Genomic DNA, 17,730 nt, shown 5'->3' with positions numbered 1-17,730 from the left:
TATGACAGTAAAAGTTGGTATTAATGGTTTCGGACGTATCGGTCGTTTGGCTTTCAGAAGAATCCAGGATGTTCCAGAATTGGAAGTTGTTGCGGTTAACGACCTGACAGATCCGGCAATGCTTGCAAACCTGCTGAAATACGATACAACTCAGGGACGCTTCAAAGGCGAAGTTAAGGTTGAAGAAGGCTACTTCGTTGTTAATGGCAAGAAAGTTAAGGTTCTCTCACAGCGTGACCCAGCTGAATTGCCATGGGGCGAACTGGGTGTTGATATTGTTCTTGAATGCACAGGCTTCTTCACTTCGAAAGACAAAGCAGAAGCTCACATCAAAGGCGGCGCGAAGAAGGTTGTTATTTCCGCTCCTGCAAAGGGCGATCTGAAGACGATCGTATTCAACGTTAACCATGATACGCTGGACGGCTCGGAAACAGTTATTTCCGGTGCATCTTGCACAACGAACTCTTTGGCTCCTGTAGCTAAAGTTCTGAATGACAAGTTCGGCATTGAAAAAGGCCTGATGACAACTGTTCACGCTTATACTGGCGACCAGATGACTCTTGACGGCCCGCACAGAGGCGGCGACCTTCGCCGTGCACGTGCTGCTGCTGAAAACATCGTGCCTGCTTCTTCAGGTGCTGCACAGGCCGTTGCCCTTGTTATCCCTGAACTGAAAGGCAAATTCGACGGCTCTGCTCAGCGTGTCCCTGTTAAATCGGGTTCAGTAACGCTGCTCTACGCAACTCTTGCGAAGAACACTACAGTTGAAGAAATCAACGAATCTTTGAAAGCAGCAGCCAACGAGACCCTCGGCTACAATGAAGACCCGATCGTTTCTTCAGACGTTATCGGCATCACTTACGGCTCTCTGTTTGACGCAACACAGACGAAGATTCTTGACGTTGACGGCAAGCAGCTGGTTCAGGTCGTTGCATGGTACGACAACGAAATGTCCTATACATCACAGCTTGTAAGAACTCTGGAATACTTTGCAAAACTTGCAAAATAATTCAGTGAGAAATTTTTGAATAGAACTTGAATAGCGGAAACAGCTTTGTTTCCGCTATTTTATCATGATGCAAAATTAGCTTTCAGACGTTGTCAGAAGTTTTTTCTACAATCGTCCGGCAGAGTTTGTATCGAAATAAAGTGGAAAGAGGGTTTTGACATGGCAAAGAAAACCATTCGTGATATTGATGTCAAGGACAAAAAAGTTTTTGTCCGTGTTGATTTCAATGTTCCGCTGAGTGGCACGACCGTAACGGATGACACACGTATTCGCGCGGCACTGCCAACGATCAACTATTTGATCGAAAATGGTGCTAAAGTGATTCTGGCTTCTCACCTTGGCCGTCCTACAGCTGAAAACAAGGAATCTCTTCGGATGAACCCTGTTGCGGCACGTCTGAGTGAATTGCTCGGCAAGCCGGTTGCGAAGACGGACGAAGTAGTCGGACCTGAAGTTGAAGCGGCAGTTGCCAAGCTGAATGACGGAGACGTTCTTCTTCTTGAAAACGTCCGCTTTGAAAAGGGCGAAAAGAAGAATGATCCTGAACTTGCAAAAGCATTTGCCGCTCTCGCTGACGTTTATGTCAACGACGCGTTCGGATCGGCTCACCGTGCCCATGCTTCAACCGCGGGTATTGCTGAATACTTACCTGCTGTCGCCGGATTCCTGATGGAAAAGGAACTGAAGATTCTCGGCGCTTCACTTGAAAATCCGAAGCATCCTTTTACAGCAATCATCGGCGGCGCGAAAGTTACCGACAAAATTGGCGTTATTGAAAATCTGCTCGACAAGGTTGATACACTGATTGTCGGCGGCGGACTTTCCTACACGTTCGTCAAGGCTCAGGGCTACGGCATCGGTTCTTCACTGCTGGATGCTGAAAAACTTGACTTGGCTAAGAAATTCCTTGAAACAGCCAAAGAAAAAGGTGTCAACTTCCTGACTCCAGTTGATACGGTTATCGCTGACAAATTCGCAGCTGATGCCAATGTTGACACGGTCGACATTGACAAAATTCCGGACGGCTGGCTTGGTGTGGATATCGGACCAAAGACGGTTGCCCTCTATTCAGACGCAATCAAAAAATCAAAGCTCGTTGTCTGGAACGGACCAATGGGTGTCTTTGAAATGGAACCATTTGCTAAGGGAACTGAAGCAGTGGCTCAGGCGCTTGCTGACGCAACCGACGCGACAACGATCATCGGCGGTGGCGATTCCGCTGCAGCTGTTGAGAAATTCCATCTTGCAGACAAGATGAGCCACATTTCAACCGGCGGCGGTGCATCTCTTGAACTGATGGAAGGCAAAGTACTTCCGGGTGTAGCGGCACTGGACGACGCTGAATAAAAGAAAAAGAAATTTAACGCAAGAAAGGATGGGTGTCTTACATGTCACGCAAACCGATTATTGCCGGCAACTGGAAGATGAACAAGACGGTTAAGGAAGCGCATGAATTCGTTGAGGCGGTCAAGGACAAGGTTCCTTCACCTGAACTCGTGGATTCAGTAATTGCCGCTCCATTCCTTGCTCTTGATCGTATCGTTGCCGATGCAAAGGGTTCCGATCTGAAAATCGCAGCTGAAAACGTACATTTTGAAAACTCCGGTGCATATACCGGCGAAGTCAGCCCTGTAATGCTGGAAGACCTCGGCGTTGACTACGTTGTTATTGGCCATTCTGAAAGAAGAGCTTACTTCGCAGAAACTGATGACACGGTCAACAAAAAGGTTCTTGCTTCTCTCGAACATCATCTGCTCCCGATCTTCTGTGTCGGCGAATCGCTGGATGAGCGCGAGGGCGGCAGATGGCAGGCAGTGATCAAGAATCAGGTAACGAAGGCGTTTGCCGGTGTACCTGCTGATCAGGCACCTGCTGTTGTCGTTGCCTATGAACCAATCTGGGCAATCGGCACAGGCAAATCTGCTTCTTCAGATGATGCCAATGAAGTCTGCCATTTCATCCGTGAAACGGTAGCCGGGCTTTACGGTGAAGCTACCGCTGAAAAAGTCCGCATTCAGTATGGCGGCAGTGTAAAACCTGCTAATATCGCGAACTTCCTGGCACAGTCGGATATCGACGGTGCTCTGGTCGGCGGCGCAAGCCTCCAGCCTGAATCATTCCTTGCTCTGCTCGACGGTGCAAAAGCCTGAGCTTCCGCAGGATGTGGTGACTTCGGTGTTGTGCACAGGACGTTCTACCGCAGGATGCGGTGACTTCGACGTTGTGCACAGGACGTGCACGTTCTTAGTCGAAGAACCTTAGTAGTCGAAGATCCTTGGCATTACAACTGAATCAGATTTTTCGCTCCGGGACCGGTTCTTTGTCCGGACATTGGCCGGTTTCCGGCTGCAGTACTTAAAATATGAAAACAAAATAAGGAGAGATACAAATGTCTCAAATTACAGATGTTTATGCTCGTGAAGTCCTTGACTCACGCGGCAATCCTACAGTAGAAGTTGAACTTTACACCGATCTTGGTGGCTTTGGCCGTGCACTTGTGCCAAGCGGCGCGTCAACTGGCGAACACGAAGCCGTTGAACTTCGTGACGGCGACAAGAGCCGTTTCGGCGGCAAGGGTGTTCTGAAAGCTGTCAAGAACGTCAATGAAATTATTGCTCCTAAGGTTATCGGTATGGAAGTTGACGAGCAGGTTGCACTTGACCAAGCTATGATCGACCTTGACGGCACGGAAAATAAAGGCAAACTGGGTGCCAATGCTATCCTCGGTGTTTCACTGGCTGCTGCTAATGCTGCTGCCGATGAACTTGGTATTCCGCTGTATCGCTATCTTGGCGGCGTGAATGCAAAGGTTCTCCCTACACCAATGATGAACATTCTGAACGGTGGAAAGCACGCAGACAACAGCGTTGACTTTCAGGAATTTATGATCATGCCTGTCGGCGCGGAATCTTTGAAAGAAGCTGTCCGCATCGGTGCAGAAGTTTACCACGCTTTGAAATCCGTTCTTGCTGCCAAGGGTCATCTGACAGCTGTCGGCGACGAAGGCGGTTTTGCTCCGAACCTGAAGAACAACGAAGAAGTGCTTGACACGATCCTTGAAGCAATCGAAAAAGCAGGCTACAAACCAGGTGTTGACGTTAAACTGGCTATTGATCCGGCTTCTTCCGAATTGTACGAAGATGGCAAGTACAACTTTAAAGGCGAAGGCGTTGTCAGAACGACTGACGAAATGATCGAATACTACACACATTTGGTTGAAAAGTATCCGATCATCTCGATTGAAGACGGCCTCGATGAAAACGACTGGGAAGGCTGGCAGAAACTGACCAAAGCCATCGGCGATAAAGTTCAGTTGGTCGGCGATGACCTGTTCGTTACGAACACAGATTACCTGAAGAAAGGGATCGACCTTGGCGTTGCTAACTCGATCCTGATCAAGGTTAACCAGATCGGTACACTTACCGAAACACTGAACGCGATTGAAATGGCTCAGAAGGCCGGCTATACGGCTGTCGTTTCACACCGTTCTGGTGAAACGGAAGATACTTCGATTGCCGACATCGTTGTTGCAACGAACGCTGGTGAAATCAAGACCGGTTCACTTGCAAGAACAGATCGTATTGCTAAGTACAACCAGCTGATCAGAATTGAGGACGGCCTCAAGGGATCAGCTAAGTATCTGGGCAACGAATCGTTCTACAACATTAAATAATAAGCTCGGATTCAGCTTCAACGAATCTGACAAGACGGAACGGGCTCTGTAAAAGGAGCTTCGTTCCGTTTTTGTTTTATATAGAAAATTTGATTGACGAAAGCTGCGCCACACTTAAAAAAGTGGCTGGATAAAACGCGAAAGTCACCGGATGATGTCTGAAAGTATTTAAATCAAAATCAAGGCAAAACAGGTTGGGAATCTGCCGCGATTTCTGCAGCAGTGCCGGACAATTCGTGTTCATTTTTATTTCCGTATGTATTTTCGACGGCAGTAGATTGTGGAGAGAATTATTGTCAGTTCTGACAATCCGTGTTATCCTCGATAAAGAAAATAGTGCAGTTGTTGCAGTGTTGGATGAATACTTTGTAATAGAGGGATGAGCGCATGGTCCATTATTCAGTGGAAAATTTTATGACAAATCAGCAATTCCCCTTTTACATAAGTATCGACGAGTATCGGAACGGGGAAATTTCGGGTGAACATGATCATGATTTTTCGGAAATCATTTATGTTGGCGGAGGAAAAGGCACCCACCAATATGATAAAACCACGAGGAAGATCCGAAAGGGGGATCTTTTTATCATCCAGCCTGGGATGGTACACGGCTACAGCGCAGATCGGGGATCCTGTCTGCGTCTCTACCGAATCATGTTTGATCAGCATCTCCTGAGCGGCGAGTGGTCGACCTTAAATCATGCTTCATCTTACATCGATCCGATTTTTATCGATCCTGCATACAGCGGCAATAAGCAATTCAGTTCTCATATCTCTTTAACAAACAAGGAGCAGATTGAACTGACACTGCTTCTGGACCGTATGAACGGAGAATTTCAGCAGAAGCCGTGGGGCTACCATTGCATGATCCGGATGCAGCTCATGGAGATCTTTCTTTACCTTGGAAGGTGGTCGATGGAAACCCGTGAAGAGACGGTCAACCCGGCCACGGCAAAGATTGAAATGCTGAATAATGTCTGTTCTTTTATTAAGCAGCATTACATGGAACCAATCACTCTCGAACAGGTTTGCGGGATGTCCGGGATGAGCCAGTCAGCATTCACGATGAATTTTAAAAAAGTGACAGGCACCTCTTTTATTGACTACAGGAATAAAGTCCGCATTCAGGCGGCAAAAGAGCTGCTTGAATCCACAGCCTACACAATTATCATCGTTGCACAGAGGGTTGGATTCGAGGACTTGAGTAATTTTGACCGGACTTTCAAACGTATCGAAGGCGTCTCCCCGCTATCCTACAGGAAAACAATCTCCGACAAATAGTCGCAAAATACGACATCAATATCAGCATTGGCCTTATGAAAATTTATTTTTTTCCCATCATTCAAATTATCGCCCCATTCTGATAGCAATTTAAGCAAATATGCAAAATCCCCCGGCAAATCCGCACAGTTTTTCCACTAAAAAGGGCTTATCATTCGATAGGTAAAAACAAATTGTTATTATACTACAATACAAAAGTTTGGAAAGTGGGGGAGTTCAGTGGCAAGTCCTAATGTATTTAACACATTTCATTTTCTGGTGCTTCATTTCCCGATTGCTTTGATTGTAATCAGCTTTGTCTGCGACTTGGTTGCATCATTCGTTAAAAAATCAAAATGGAATGGCACCCTTAAGAAAGCCGGATTCATCGCACTGGTTCTGTGCGCGCTGTCAGGCATCGTTACCTGCTTTGCAGGGCTGATTGCAGCAGCCTCGCTACATCTGCTTGGAACGATCGGCGCACATGCCGCAAAGGGCATTGAGTTTACGATCTATGTTACGCTTCTCGCAATTGTGAGACTGGTATTTGCAAAAGTTAAAAAGATTGACATCGGAGATAACCTTCTCTATCTAATCTTCGCTCTTGTCGGTGCCATTCTGTCCTTTACACTGTTTAAAATTTATCGCTACCCGCACTGGGGCGTTCTCCAATTCACAGTTCCGTTAGTCATCACAGGATTCCTTGCTGATATCGGCGCTCTGATCTGGAAAACAAAGCAATGGGCGAAAAGCCTTCAAGATATCGGCTATACCTTCCTGATTCTCGGCACGGTCGCCATTATTGCTACAGTAATCACAGGCTATCAGAGAGCAGCAGAAATGCCGGCATTGGCACATGCTGCAGTTAAACCAGTTAAATATGATCCGGCGGCTCTGCATGTCCATGAAATCTGGGGCGTGATCACGATGATCTTCTTCATCCTGCTCAGCGCGGTACGTTCATACTTCCACTTCAAGTTTGAAGTGAGCAGTCTGGTTAAGGGAAAAACAGTTTTTGTCGTCGGAGCAGTTATCGGCATTGTCATTATTTCCATTGCTTCGCACTTAGGCGGAACAGTTGCATTGTTCCCTGAATTGTTTGGCAAGTAATAGCGAGCATTGAAATTATGAGAAAGTCCGTGACCTCGGACTTTCTCTTTTTTCATTAGGCTATGTTTAAATTCAATGTTGTTTTGCCCTTCGTTGATTGGAGCGGATCGCCCGCGGGAAGCGAACGCCTGGAGCGAAAAACAACAGATAAGTTTAACAAAGCCTTTTATTAACTGGCCTTTGGTTGCTACATTAGAAAATATTTCTTTTCTCTCTGAATTCCTTTGGAAAAAAAGGTAGTTTAATACAAAACTCGATCCGTGTATGTGATATTAATCATATCAGGTCTCAGTAAAAGACGGTTAAAATTAACATAAATGTGACATTTATGTTTTGATTCATTCTTGTTCGAAATGTCCTGAAAGATTTTTGATGAAATACAATTTGCAGAGGGGAAGCGAATCATTTGAAACAGGAAGAACCGACGATTTACGAGAGCGTGCTGCAGCAAGGCTATACGCGACGCACTTTTTTAAAAATCTGTGCGGCCCTGGCCGCTACGATGGGTCTGGATTATTCACAGACCGGAACGGTTGCCCACGCGCTGGAGACTAAAAAGAGGGTTCCACTAATCTGGCTGCAGATGCAGGATTGCACCGGTTGTTCGGAATCATTCATTCGTTCCTCATATCCGAAGACCGAAAGTGTTATTTTTAATATGATTTCCCTGGAATATATGGAACTGCTGACTGCCGCCGCAGGTTTCCAGACTGAAGACGCGGAACAGAATGTGCTGAAGAAGTACAAGGGAGAGTATGTTCTTGCAGTAGAAGGCAGCGTACCGAAAGAGGCAGGCTATCTGACCATCGGAGGCCGTTCGGGTGAAGACCTTCTGAGGGAGGCGGCCCAGAATGCCAAGGCTGTGATGGCGTTCGGGACGTGCTCTTCCTGGGGCGGGATCGCCAAAGCCAAACCGAATCCAACAGGCGCTCAGCCAATATCAGCCGTGCTGAAAGGTATTCCGATTATCCGCGTCCCCGGATGTCCACCGATCGCTGAAGTCATGACAGGTGTGCTTGCCAACCTCGTGACATTTGATCAACTTCCGGAAACCGATATGCTCGGACGCCCGAAAGCTTATTACCGTCACCGCATCCATGACAAATGCAACCGCAGAGCTTATTTTGATGCCGGGCTATTTGCAGAATCCTTTGACGACCCGAATCTTAAAGCGGGGTATTGCCTGTACAAACTCGGGTGCAAGGGACCAACCACTTACAATTCCTGCGCCGAGCTGCGCTGGAATGGTGGCGTCAGCTATCCGATCCAGTCGGGGAACCCATGCATTGGCTGTTCCGAAGCTGATTTCTGGGACAACGGGCCTCTCTATACGCATTTCGCTAAATTACCTCTGACACAGACGACGATTGATCCTGAAAAGTGGGGCGCCGGAATAACCGGAGCGGCGCTGGTCGGTGTCGGTGCTCATGCGGGAATAACAGCTGCAGTGAAACATCATAAAGAAAAGCAGCAGGATAAGGGTGATCAAGAATGAGTAAACGTGTGGTTGTCGATCCGATAACGAGAATAGAAGGACATTTGCGGATCGAGGCAGATGTGCAGAACGGAAAAATTACCGATGCTTTCAGTTCAGGAACCGCGATCCGCGGTATTGAACTGGTTGTTAAGAACAGGGATCCGCGTGATGTCTGGGCTTATGCGCAGCGTATCTGCGGCGTCTGTACGACGGTTCACGCGCTCGCAAGCATCCGGTCCGCTGAAGATGCGCTCGGAATTCGTATTCCGCCGAACGCCAGCCTGATCCGGAATATTATGAACGCGACAATTATTCTTCATGACCACGTGGTCCATTTTTATCATCTGCACGCGTTTGACTGGGTCGACGCGCTCAGCGCGCTGAAAGCCAATCCTAATGAAACAAGCCGGATTGCCCAATCTATTTCACCCTGGCCGAACTCGTCTCCGGGCTACTTCAAGAGTGTCCAGGATAAAATTAAGAAAGTTGCGGACAGCGGGCAGCTTGGGGTATTCGCCAATGGCTACTGGGGACATCCCGCCTACAAACTACCTCCGGAAGTCAATCTTCTGGCTGTTGCTCATTATCTCGAAGCACTGGACTGGCAGAAGGAAATTGTTAAAATTCACACCATCTTCGGAGGGAAAAACCCGCATCCGCATTATCTGGTCGGTGGCATGGCAACACCGTTGGATATTAACATGGACAACGGGATTCACTCGGAGCGGCTGGCTCAGATCGATCAGCTGATCTCCCAGGCTCATGACTTTGTCACTCAGGTCTATCTGCCAGATCTTATGGCGATTGGCTCTTTCTATAAGGACTGGGGAAAGATCGGCGGCGGTCTGAACAATTATCTGTGCTACGGAGACTTTTCGACAAAAGACATCCGTGACACTCAGCTTTACCGTGTGCCGAGAGGCATCATTCTAGGTGGCAACATGAACGAGGTCGTTGATGTCGATCCGCGTGATCCGAATCAGGTCAGTGAGCTGATTGATCACTCTTGGTACACTTATGACGGTAGCGGATCAGGTGGACGTCATCCGTGGAAGGGCGAGACGACAATGAATTATTCAGGTCCGAAGCCTCCGTTCCAGTATCTGAACACAAATGAAAAGTACAGCTGGGTCAAATCTCCACGCTGGAAGGGTAATCCGATGGAAACTGGCCCGCTCGCCCGGATTCTGGTCGGCTATGCGGCGAACCGCGGAGACTACCGCGCTGTTGTTGACGACGCACTGAAAAAACTGGGTGTTCCGCTCTCAACGATGCAATCGGCGCTCGGTCGCACAGTTGCCCGCGGCCTTGACGCGCAGATGATTGTAGGCTGGCTTCGCGACGATTTTAACAGCCTGATTAATAATATTAAAAACGGTGATCAGACGACTTTTGACAATTCAAAATGGGAACCGAAAACGTGGCCGGCGCATGCGTTTGGGGTTGGCACGGTTGAAGCTCCGCGCGGCGCGCTCGGACACTGGATTGAAATCAAAGACGGAAAAACGGCAAACTATCAAGCTGTTGTTCCGACCACGTGGAATGCTTCACCGCGGGACGATGCGGGAAAAATCGGCGCCTATGAATCTTCATTAAAAAATGTTCCGGTGGCCGACATGAATCAGCCTCTTGAAATTCTGAGAGTTGTGCATTCCTTTGATCCCTGTCTCGCCTGCGCTGTTCATCTGACGGATCTGGAGAATCAGAAGCTTACCTCGGTTCACGTGGAATGAGGAGGGAAAAGCGATGAAAACTCTGACAGATATCAAACCGGTGATCCGGCGTAAACTGGCTCAGGAACGGCTTGAAAATAAGGCAACATCCCTCGCCGATCAGCGGTCAGTCGCCGCGCGCGAACAGAATTCGGTCTATGTCTGGGAATTTCCGATCCGTATTTTTCACTGGGTGAATGCGGCTGCGATCATGATCTTGATGGTTACCGGTATTTATATCGGCCATCCTTTTATCACACCGGCAAATAATGGCGAAGCCTATTACAATTTCCTGATGGGCTGGGTGCGTGAAGTCCACTTTTTCACAGCTTTTGTCTTTACGGCGAATCTGATTTTCCGTCTCTACTGGACTTTCAGAGGCAACCATTATGCCAAATCACAGATTTTGCAGAAGACTTTCTGGACAGGGCTGATCGAAACGGTGAAGGGCTATCTTTTTTTACCCAATCACAAGCCGCACTATATCGGGCATAATCCGTTGGCTCAGCTCAGCTACTGGATTTTCGTCGGTGTTGGTTCGGTCATTATGGTGTTTACCGGCTATTATCTGCTGTTCCAGCCGCAGCCGGACACTATATTCGGCAAGGCTTTTGCATGGGTCATCTTCCCATTTGGCGGCTCGGACTATACCGTGCGTTCCTGGCATCATCTCGTAGCCTGGGGATTCATGCTGTTTGTTGTCATTCATGTTTATATGTCGATCCGCGAAGACTGGCTTGCTAAAAACGGGACCATGTCATCCATTTTTACCGGCTATAAATTTGAACCGGCGCATCGGGCGGAAGAAAAAGCGCAAGCTACGGAATCACCGGCCGCCGCTCCTGAAAGTGCAGAAAAGATTACAATCCTCGGCATCGGTAATGCCTTGTACACAGATGAGGGGCTGGGCGTCGCGGTTCTTCCCCGCCTTCAGGAAGCGCTAAAAGGAATCAACGATCTTGAATTTGTCGATGGGACGACCGAAGGCATGCAGTTACTCGGACCGGTCGAAGACACTCAGAAGCTGATTATTATCGATGCGATCAATGCCGGAAAAGAACCCGGAACGCTGGTGACGCTGTATAAAGAAGAGATCCCTTCGTTTAATGGAATAAAAATGTCGGTGCATCAGATCGGATTTCAGGAAGTTGTTTCAGCGGCTCAGCTGCGCGACCGCCTTCCGGAAAAAATGGTCATGTTCGGCATGCAGCCGGCGTCACTGGAGCTCGGCACTGAAATCAGCGAAACGGCAAAAGCGGCTGTTCCGTATTTGATTGAGAAAGTCAGACAACAGATTGACGAATGGCGTGATGCGTAATGGATCGGCGCTCTTTTCTGAAAGAACTGGTTCAAAGTCTGACGGATACCGGAAAAGAAATCGTGTACCCGCTTTTTGAGAACGATATTGATAAACTTGAGCGAGCGGCCGATGTGCTGACCGGTGTCAGCTGGATGCGCCTCGAATCCATTGAGCCGGGTTATCAGGAACAGATCTGCGCGGGCAGGATCATCAGCCTTTATCTTGCGGCTGACCGCCTGATCGCTTGCAGTAAAATATGTCCCGACTGCCATGAAACATTGCAGTGGATCGCCTACGACCGGCGGCTGACTTGTACAGCCTGCGGGCGAAGCTACACTTTTTCAGACAGTGAAGATTCGCTTCGGCCGAATACTTTTTCTGTTAAGAAAGAAGAAGGATCATGGTGGGTAGCACTTCCTGACAAAGGGGTGCCCACGGATGCATGAAATGGGACTCATGGAAGAGGCGCTTCAGATGGTCTCTGAAGACGCGGAAAAACATGGTTTGGAGACGATTGACAAAGTTTCGCTGATAGTCGGCGATCTGAGCAATGTCTTGCCGGACGCGTTGCGTTTCGCTTTTGATGCGTTTTGCAAAACAGGCGAAATACCACGGATTGGCGAGCGTGCTCAGTTAGAGATTATCAGGGAGAGAGGGCTGGCCCGATGCGCCCTTTGTGGCAAAGAATACGAACCGTCGGAATATCTGGCTCTGTGTCCGGAATGCGATATGCCCTTTGGCGTGATTCAATCCGGAGAAACGTTTAAAATTGAATCATATGAAGGGAGCTAAACCCATGAAGATTACATTGGAAAAAGATGTGATGGAAAACAACGACCGTGCCGCTGAATTCAATCGACAGCTGTTCAGACAGTCAAAGACACTGGTTATTAATATCATGAGCTCGCCGGGCGCCGGCAAAACGACCATTCTGGAAAAAACGGCTGCCGCTCTATCCGGTCAGTTCAGAATTGCGGTGATTGAGGGCGACATTGCCACAGAGCGCGATGCGGACAGAGTCAGGGCGACAGGTGTGCGAGCGGTGCAGATTGCGACTGAAGGAGAATGCCATCTTGATCCCAGGATGATCGCGAAAGTGCTTCCGGATATTAATCTCGAAGAAACCGATATCCTTTTTATCGAAAATGTGGGCAATCTTGTCTGTCCATCCGAATTTGATCTTGGGCAGGACCACCGGATCGTCGTGCTCAGCACACCGGAAGGGAATGACAAAATTCCAAAATATCCGCTGATGTTTCATGTTACGGAACTGGCGCTGATCAATAAAATTGATCTGCTATCCTATACTTCGTTCGATCTGGAAAAAGCGCAAGAGGACCTGAGAGGGATCAATCCTTCGTCACGGATCATGCCGCTATCGGCGAGAACGGGTGAAGGCTTCGACGATTGGCTTAACTGGGTGAAAGAAGCGTATCAGGCTTGCCAGAAGCGGTAAAGGTCACCGTCCGCGGTCGGGTTCAGGGCGTTGGCTTCCGGCCGTTTGTCTACAGGATCTCTCACGAGGAAGGCCTGGCCGGAACCGTTCAGAATAATATGGACGGTGTGCGGATTGTCTGGGAGGGCAACGGGGACGCAATCGAGCAGGCCTTGAAAAGGCTAAGAGCTGAAAAGCCCCGGCTGTCTCGGATTGACGAGGTGGCCATCAATCCGGCTGGTTTATCCGGATTGAGCGATTTTCAGATCATCGACAGTGACCGCTCCGGAAAATCGGAATTGGTGATACCCGTTGATTCGGCAGTCTGCGATGACTGTCTCAGAGAAATGCGTGATCCCAAAAACTTTCGGTACCGTTATCCGTTCATCAATTGTACTCAATGTGGTCCGAGGTACACCATTATTGAAGAATTGCCTTATGATCGGGTGTACACGTCAATGAAGGGCTTTAGAATGTGCGGCAAATGCGCGGAGGAATATAATAATCCGCTGAACCGCCGCCACCACGCGCAGCCGATTGCTTGCGATGCCTGCGGACCCCATCTGACGCTGCTCTCACCCGATGGAGAAACTCTTGGCGAACATGAAGACGCGCTGAAGGGGGCTGTCCGAACGCTCGAAAAGGGTGGAATTGTTGCCATTAAAGGGATCGGCGGATTCCATCTGGCCTGTGACGCGGCCAATCCTGATGCTGTAGCCAGGCTCAGGCAGCGCAAGGGCCGGCCGGATAAACCGCTGGCTATAATGGCGGCATCCGTTGAGGTGACGCAGAGGGTTGCCAGTCTTTCGGATGAGGAAGCGGATGTGCTGCAGTCGCCGGAAGCCCCGATTGTTCTTCTTGAGAAAAAGGATTCTTTTTCGGATGTGCTGCCGGAGGCCCTTGCTCCGGGTGTTCGTACAATCGGAGTGATGCTGCCTTACGCGCCATTGCACCATTTACTTTTTGACGATGGAAACTATTTATTTCTGGTCATGACGAGTGCCAATCCGTCCGGGCTTCCGATTCTCTACCAGGATGAGCGCGCTGTTCACTATCTGAACAGGATCGCGGATCAGATCCTGACCCACAATCGACCGATTCTTCACGCCATTGATGATTCAGTGGTGCGGATCGGAAGCCATACTCCATTCTTTCTGAGACGGTCCAGAGGCTATGTTCCCGACCCGATCAGCACGGAGCGGAAAGTGGATGGCATCGCGGCGCTTGGCAGTCAGATGAAAAATACATTTGCCCTTGGGCGAGGCAGCCAGATTTTTGTCAGCCCGCATCTTGGTGATCTGGCGGCTGTGGAAAGCATGGCCCACTATGAGGAGACGCTGGCTCATCTGACCCAATGGATGGGGGTTGATCCTCGGATCATTGCGATTGACAGGCACCCGGATTATAGCACCCGGGAAATAGCGGAACGGATGGACCGACAGGTGATCGAAGTGCAGCATCATCACGCACACCTCGTATCCTGCATGGAGGACAACGGGCTTACGGGTGAATGCCTTGGCCTAATTCTCGACGGGACCGGATACGGCGAGGACGGCAACGTTTGGGGTTTTGAAGTGCTGCACGGCGGAGCGTCCGGATATCAGCGGCTGGCACATCTTCGCTACACGCCGCTTCCCGGCGGTGACCGGGCAGTGACCGAACCGTGGCGCAACGCGGCGGCGATGCTGATCAGCCTGCTTGGGGAAAAGGGCAAGGGGATTGCGGCACAGCTTTTTCCGAACCAAGGCGCTGCGCTGCGCGTGATTGAACGAATGGTGGCTATGAAGCTGAACGCCCCTCTGGCGGGAACCTGTGGGCGCCTGTTTGACGCAGTCAGCGCGATGCTCGGCATCTGCAAGGTTTCGACCTATGACGGCGAAGCGGCGATTCTTCTGTCTGAATGCATCGGCAGTCATGGGGGGAAGATTGAGCCCTATCCCTACTTGGTGACGGATGAAAAGTTGATTGAAATTGATTTTTCTCCGATGCTGGAACAAATTGCCGATGATCGTCTGAATGGTCTACCGGTCGCGCAGATCAGCCTTCGTTTTCATGAAACAGTGGCGGTGGCCTGCGTCCGTGTGATCCGAAAGATCTATTCACGGCATCCGGAATTTGGAAAACGTGTCGCACTGTCCGGAGGGAGCCTTAATAATCCCTATCTGGCTGAGCGTCTGAACGAATGGTTGAGCGCGTCGGGTTTTGACGTTTATACCCATCACCGTATTCCGTGCGGAGACGGAGGCCTGTGCCTGGGGCAGCTGGCCGTGGCGGCGGAAATGCAATCTGGTAAATAATGATTCCCTTTGAAAATTGATAAAGTGATATATTAATAAAAAGGCATTACATAGGAGGATGAGCAGCATGTGTGTAGGCGTTCCTGCTAAAGTCATTGAAAAAAAAGAGTATACGGCACTTGTTGATGTCATGGGCACGAAAATGGAAGTCGGCATTCTGTTTGTGCCGGAAGTGGAAATCGGAGAATATGTGATTGTTCATGCCGGACAGGGCATGTCGATCATTGACCAGACCTTTGCGCATCAGAGTATCAGCGAATGGGAGAAGATGGCCCGTGCAGACGTTATTTGAACCGGCGGATCCTGCAGTAGCTAAGGAACTTGCGCAGAAGGTCATCGAACTGGCCGACCGTTGCAAAGAAAAATTTGGCGTGATGCCTGCTTTTATGGAAGTCTGCGGATCGCATACGATGGCACTGGCAAAAACCGGCGTGAAACTGATTCTCCAGGGACATGTCAATTTGATCTCGGGACCTGGCTGTCCGGTTTGCGTGACAGATCAGAAACAGATCGATGCAATGATTGAAGTCGCTGAATCGAACAACCGGATTGTTTGCACATTCGGGGATATGATACGCGTCCCCGGTTCGAAACGGAGCCTGCAGAGTGCGAAAACGGAAGGGCGTGATGTCCGGATCGTGTACTCGCCGCTTGATGCCGTCCGGATTGCTGAAGAAAATCCGGAAAAAGAAGTCGTCTTTCTTGGTGTCGGCTTTGAGACGACGGTCCCGGTGCTCGCGGCTGCGATTCAACTAGCCGCGCAGAAAAATCTGAAGAATTTTTCGATGTGGGCGACGACAAAACTCGTTCAACCCGTGCTCCGAACACTGCTCTCTGTCAAAAAAGTCAAAATCAACGGTTTTCTGCTTCCGGGCCACGTTTCCATCGTGCTTGGCGAACAGGCCTATCAGTTTCTGATTGATGAATTCCGGATGCCCGGCGTGATCAGCGGGTTTGAACCCGTAGAGATGCTGAGTGCGATCTATAAATTGTTGAAAATGGTTTATGAAGACCGCCCGGAAATCCTCAACAATTATAAGAGCGTCGTTCGTTTGGAGGGCAACAAAACGGCGCAGAAAATCATGAATGAATTCTTTCAGCCCTGTGACGAGGCTTGGCGAGGCATCGGCGTCATTCCGCAGAGCGGTCTTGAAATTCGCGAGAAATACAGCCGTTTTAATGCCAAAGAGAAGTTTAACATTAAGGTCGGAGAGCCGAAGAAGACGCTCTGCCGTTGCGGCGACATGATCTGCGGCTTGGCATCTCCCGAAGAGTGCGTACTGTTTGGAAAAGCCTGCACACCGCTTCATCCGATCGGGCCTTGCATGGTTTCCACAGAAGGCAGCTGCGCGGCTCATTATTCATACATGAGAAAGGAAGGATGATCGATGGAACGCAAAGTGACACTGGCTCATGGAGACGGCGGGGAACTGGCCCACAAGCTGATCCAGCAAATCTTTGTTTCTGCGTTCGGCAACGGAAATGACGCTCGCTTCGACTCGGCATTTCTATCGCTGAACAGTGGAGAGATTGCGGTCACCACTGACAGCTTTGTTGTCCGACCGCTTTTCTTTCCGGGAGGCGACATTGGCAAGATCGCTGTTTCCGGAACGATTAATGATCTGGCGGTTGCCGGAGCCATTCCCCTTTATATGACTGTGGGGTTTATCATCGAAGAAGGTTTTCCATTCGCCGATTTGAGAAAAATCGTCCGATCACTGGCTGAGGAAGCTGAAAAAGCGGGTGTCCGTGTAGTCGCCGGCGATACAAAGGTTGTGGAAAAAGGCGGGGCCGACGGCGTTTATATCAATACAACCGGAGTTGGCCTGCAGCGTGTTTCAGGAGCCATTGACCCTTCCAGAATCGAGGCGGGGGACGATATCATTATCAGCGGAACACTCGGTGATCACGGCATTGCCATACTCGCTGCCCGCGGCGAACTCGGGCTGATGACGGATCTTCAAAGTGACTGCGCCCCGCTGAACAAAATGATCCATTCAGTCATTGAAAAGGGCTGCGATGTGAAAATGATGCGTGATCCGACACGCGGGGGCGTAGCGACAACACTTGTGGAAATCGCCGAAGATTTTAGTTCCGTTCTCGAGATCGAAGAACAGTCGCTTCCGATACGTAATGAAGTCAGAGGAGCCTGCGATATTCTCGGATTTGATCCGCTTTATCTGGCAAACGAAGGAAAAGTGATTATGATCGTTTCCCATTCGGATTCTGAAAAGGTTCTGGATACACTGCATCGTTTCCCTGAAGGAGAGAATGCTGTGGTCATCGGACATGTCACGGGCAAGGGAATCGGACATCTCCTGCTCGAAACACCGCTTGGCAGTAAGAGAAGGCTTCACCGCCTTTCGGGCATGATGCTTCCGAGGATTTGCTAAAACATCGTACATTTGTTTTTGTCCCTCAGTTAATTGGAGCGGAAGGCGCGAGACTCCTGCGGGATCA

At 49.5% G+C, this 17,730-nt stretch carries 16 protein-coding genes; all 16 read left to right on the top strand.

Going from position 1 to position 17,730, the window contains the following annotated elements:
* The first annotated feature begins 1 nt into the window (after position 1).
* Complete coding sequence (gene gap, locus E4665_RS12105; RefSeq protein WP_135349056.1) at positions 2-1,009, top strand: type I glyceraldehyde-3-phosphate dehydrogenase; 1,008 nt, start codon at positions 2-4, stop codon at positions 1,007-1,009.
* A 159-nt stretch (positions 1,010-1,168) separates the two neighbouring features.
* On the top strand, positions 1,169-2,356 hold the full coding sequence (locus tag E4665_RS12100) for a phosphoglycerate kinase (RefSeq protein ID WP_135349055.1): 1,188 nt from the start codon (positions 1,169-1,171) through the stop codon (positions 2,354-2,356).
* A 41-nt stretch (positions 2,357-2,397) separates the two neighbouring features.
* A complete protein-coding gene (tpiA, locus tag E4665_RS12095) occupies positions 2,398-3,159 on the top strand; it encodes a triose-phosphate isomerase (protein ID WP_135349054.1) in 762 nt (253 codons plus the stop codon).
* 239 nt (positions 3,160-3,398) lie between these two features.
* Positions 3,399-4,682: a phosphopyruvate hydratase gene (eno, locus tag E4665_RS12090; protein WP_135349053.1), complete on the top strand. Its 1,284-nt coding sequence runs from the start codon at positions 3,399-3,401 to the stop codon at positions 4,680-4,682.
* 414 nt (positions 4,683-5,096) lie between these two features.
* A complete protein-coding gene (locus E4665_RS12085) occupies positions 5,097-5,960 on the top strand; it encodes an AraC family transcriptional regulator (RefSeq protein ID WP_241654842.1) in 864 nt (287 codons plus the stop codon).
* Positions 5,961-6,179: 219 nt separating this feature from the next.
* Positions 6,180-7,049 carry a DUF2231 domain-containing protein gene (locus tag E4665_RS12080; protein WP_135349051.1) on the top strand — a complete coding sequence of 290 codons (870 nt, stop codon included), beginning with the start codon at positions 6,180-6,182 and terminating at the stop codon, positions 7,047-7,049.
* Between the two features lie 406 nt (positions 7,050-7,455).
* Positions 7,456-8,544, top strand: a complete 1,089-nt coding sequence (locus tag E4665_RS12075; RefSeq protein ID WP_135349050.1) for a hydrogenase small subunit — start codon at positions 7,456-7,458, stop codon at positions 8,542-8,544.
* A complete protein-coding gene (locus E4665_RS12070) occupies positions 8,541-10,259 on the top strand; it encodes a nickel-dependent hydrogenase large subunit (protein ID WP_135349049.1) in 1,719 nt (572 codons plus the stop codon). The genes E4665_RS12075 and E4665_RS12070 overlap by 4 nt, the downstream gene beginning before the upstream one ends.
* Before the next feature lie 13 nt (positions 10,260-10,272).
* Positions 10,273-11,556 (top strand): Ni/Fe-hydrogenase, b-type cytochrome subunit, encoded by a 1,284-nt coding sequence (cybH, locus tag E4665_RS18840; protein ID WP_135349048.1) that lies wholly within the window; start codon positions 10,273-10,275, stop codon positions 11,554-11,556.
* Positions 11,556-11,984: a Rieske (2Fe-2S) protein gene (locus tag E4665_RS12060; RefSeq protein ID WP_135349047.1), complete on the top strand. Its 429-nt coding sequence runs from the start codon at positions 11,556-11,558 to the stop codon at positions 11,982-11,984. The genes cybH and E4665_RS12060 overlap by 1 nt, the downstream gene beginning before the upstream one ends.
* A complete protein-coding gene (locus E4665_RS12055; protein ID WP_135349046.1) occupies positions 11,977-12,330 on the top strand; it encodes a hydrogenase maturation nickel metallochaperone HypA/HybF in 354 nt (117 codons plus the stop codon). Before E4665_RS12060 ends, E4665_RS12055 begins: the two co-directional genes overlap by 8 nt.
* 4 nt (positions 12,331-12,334) lie before the next feature.
* Entirely contained in the window at positions 12,335-12,994 is a 660-nt protein-coding gene (gene hypB, locus E4665_RS12050; protein ID WP_135349045.1) for a hydrogenase nickel incorporation protein HypB, read from the top strand.
* Positions 12,979-15,270, top strand: a complete 2,292-nt coding sequence (gene hypF / locus E4665_RS12045) for a carbamoyltransferase HypF (RefSeq protein WP_135349044.1) — start codon at positions 12,979-12,981, stop codon at positions 15,268-15,270. Before hypB ends, hypF begins: the two co-directional genes overlap by 16 nt.
* 67 nt (positions 15,271-15,337) lie before the next feature.
* Positions 15,338-15,562 carry a HypC/HybG/HupF family hydrogenase formation chaperone gene (locus E4665_RS12040; RefSeq protein WP_135349043.1) on the top strand — a complete coding sequence of 75 codons (225 nt, stop codon included), beginning with the start codon at positions 15,338-15,340 and terminating at the stop codon, positions 15,560-15,562.
* On the top strand, positions 15,546-16,655 hold the full coding sequence (gene hypD / locus E4665_RS12035) for a hydrogenase formation protein HypD (RefSeq protein WP_135349042.1): 1,110 nt from the start codon (positions 15,546-15,548) through the stop codon (positions 16,653-16,655). Before E4665_RS12040 ends, hypD begins: the two co-directional genes overlap by 17 nt.
* 3 nt (positions 16,656-16,658) lie before the next feature.
* Positions 16,659-17,663: a hydrogenase expression/formation protein HypE gene (gene hypE, locus E4665_RS12030; RefSeq protein ID WP_135349041.1), complete on the top strand. Its 1,005-nt coding sequence runs from the start codon at positions 16,659-16,661 to the stop codon at positions 17,661-17,663.
* Positions 17,664-17,730: the final 67 nt, after the last annotated feature.

The sequence above is a fragment of the Sporolactobacillus shoreae genome, from assembly GCF_004684935.1.
Lineage (GTDB): Bacteria > Bacillota > Bacilli > Bacillales > Sporolactobacillaceae > Sporolactobacillus > Sporolactobacillus shoreae.
The sequence above is the reverse complement of the archived record's forward strand: the minus strand, read 5'-3'. Positions and strand labels throughout refer to the sequence as shown.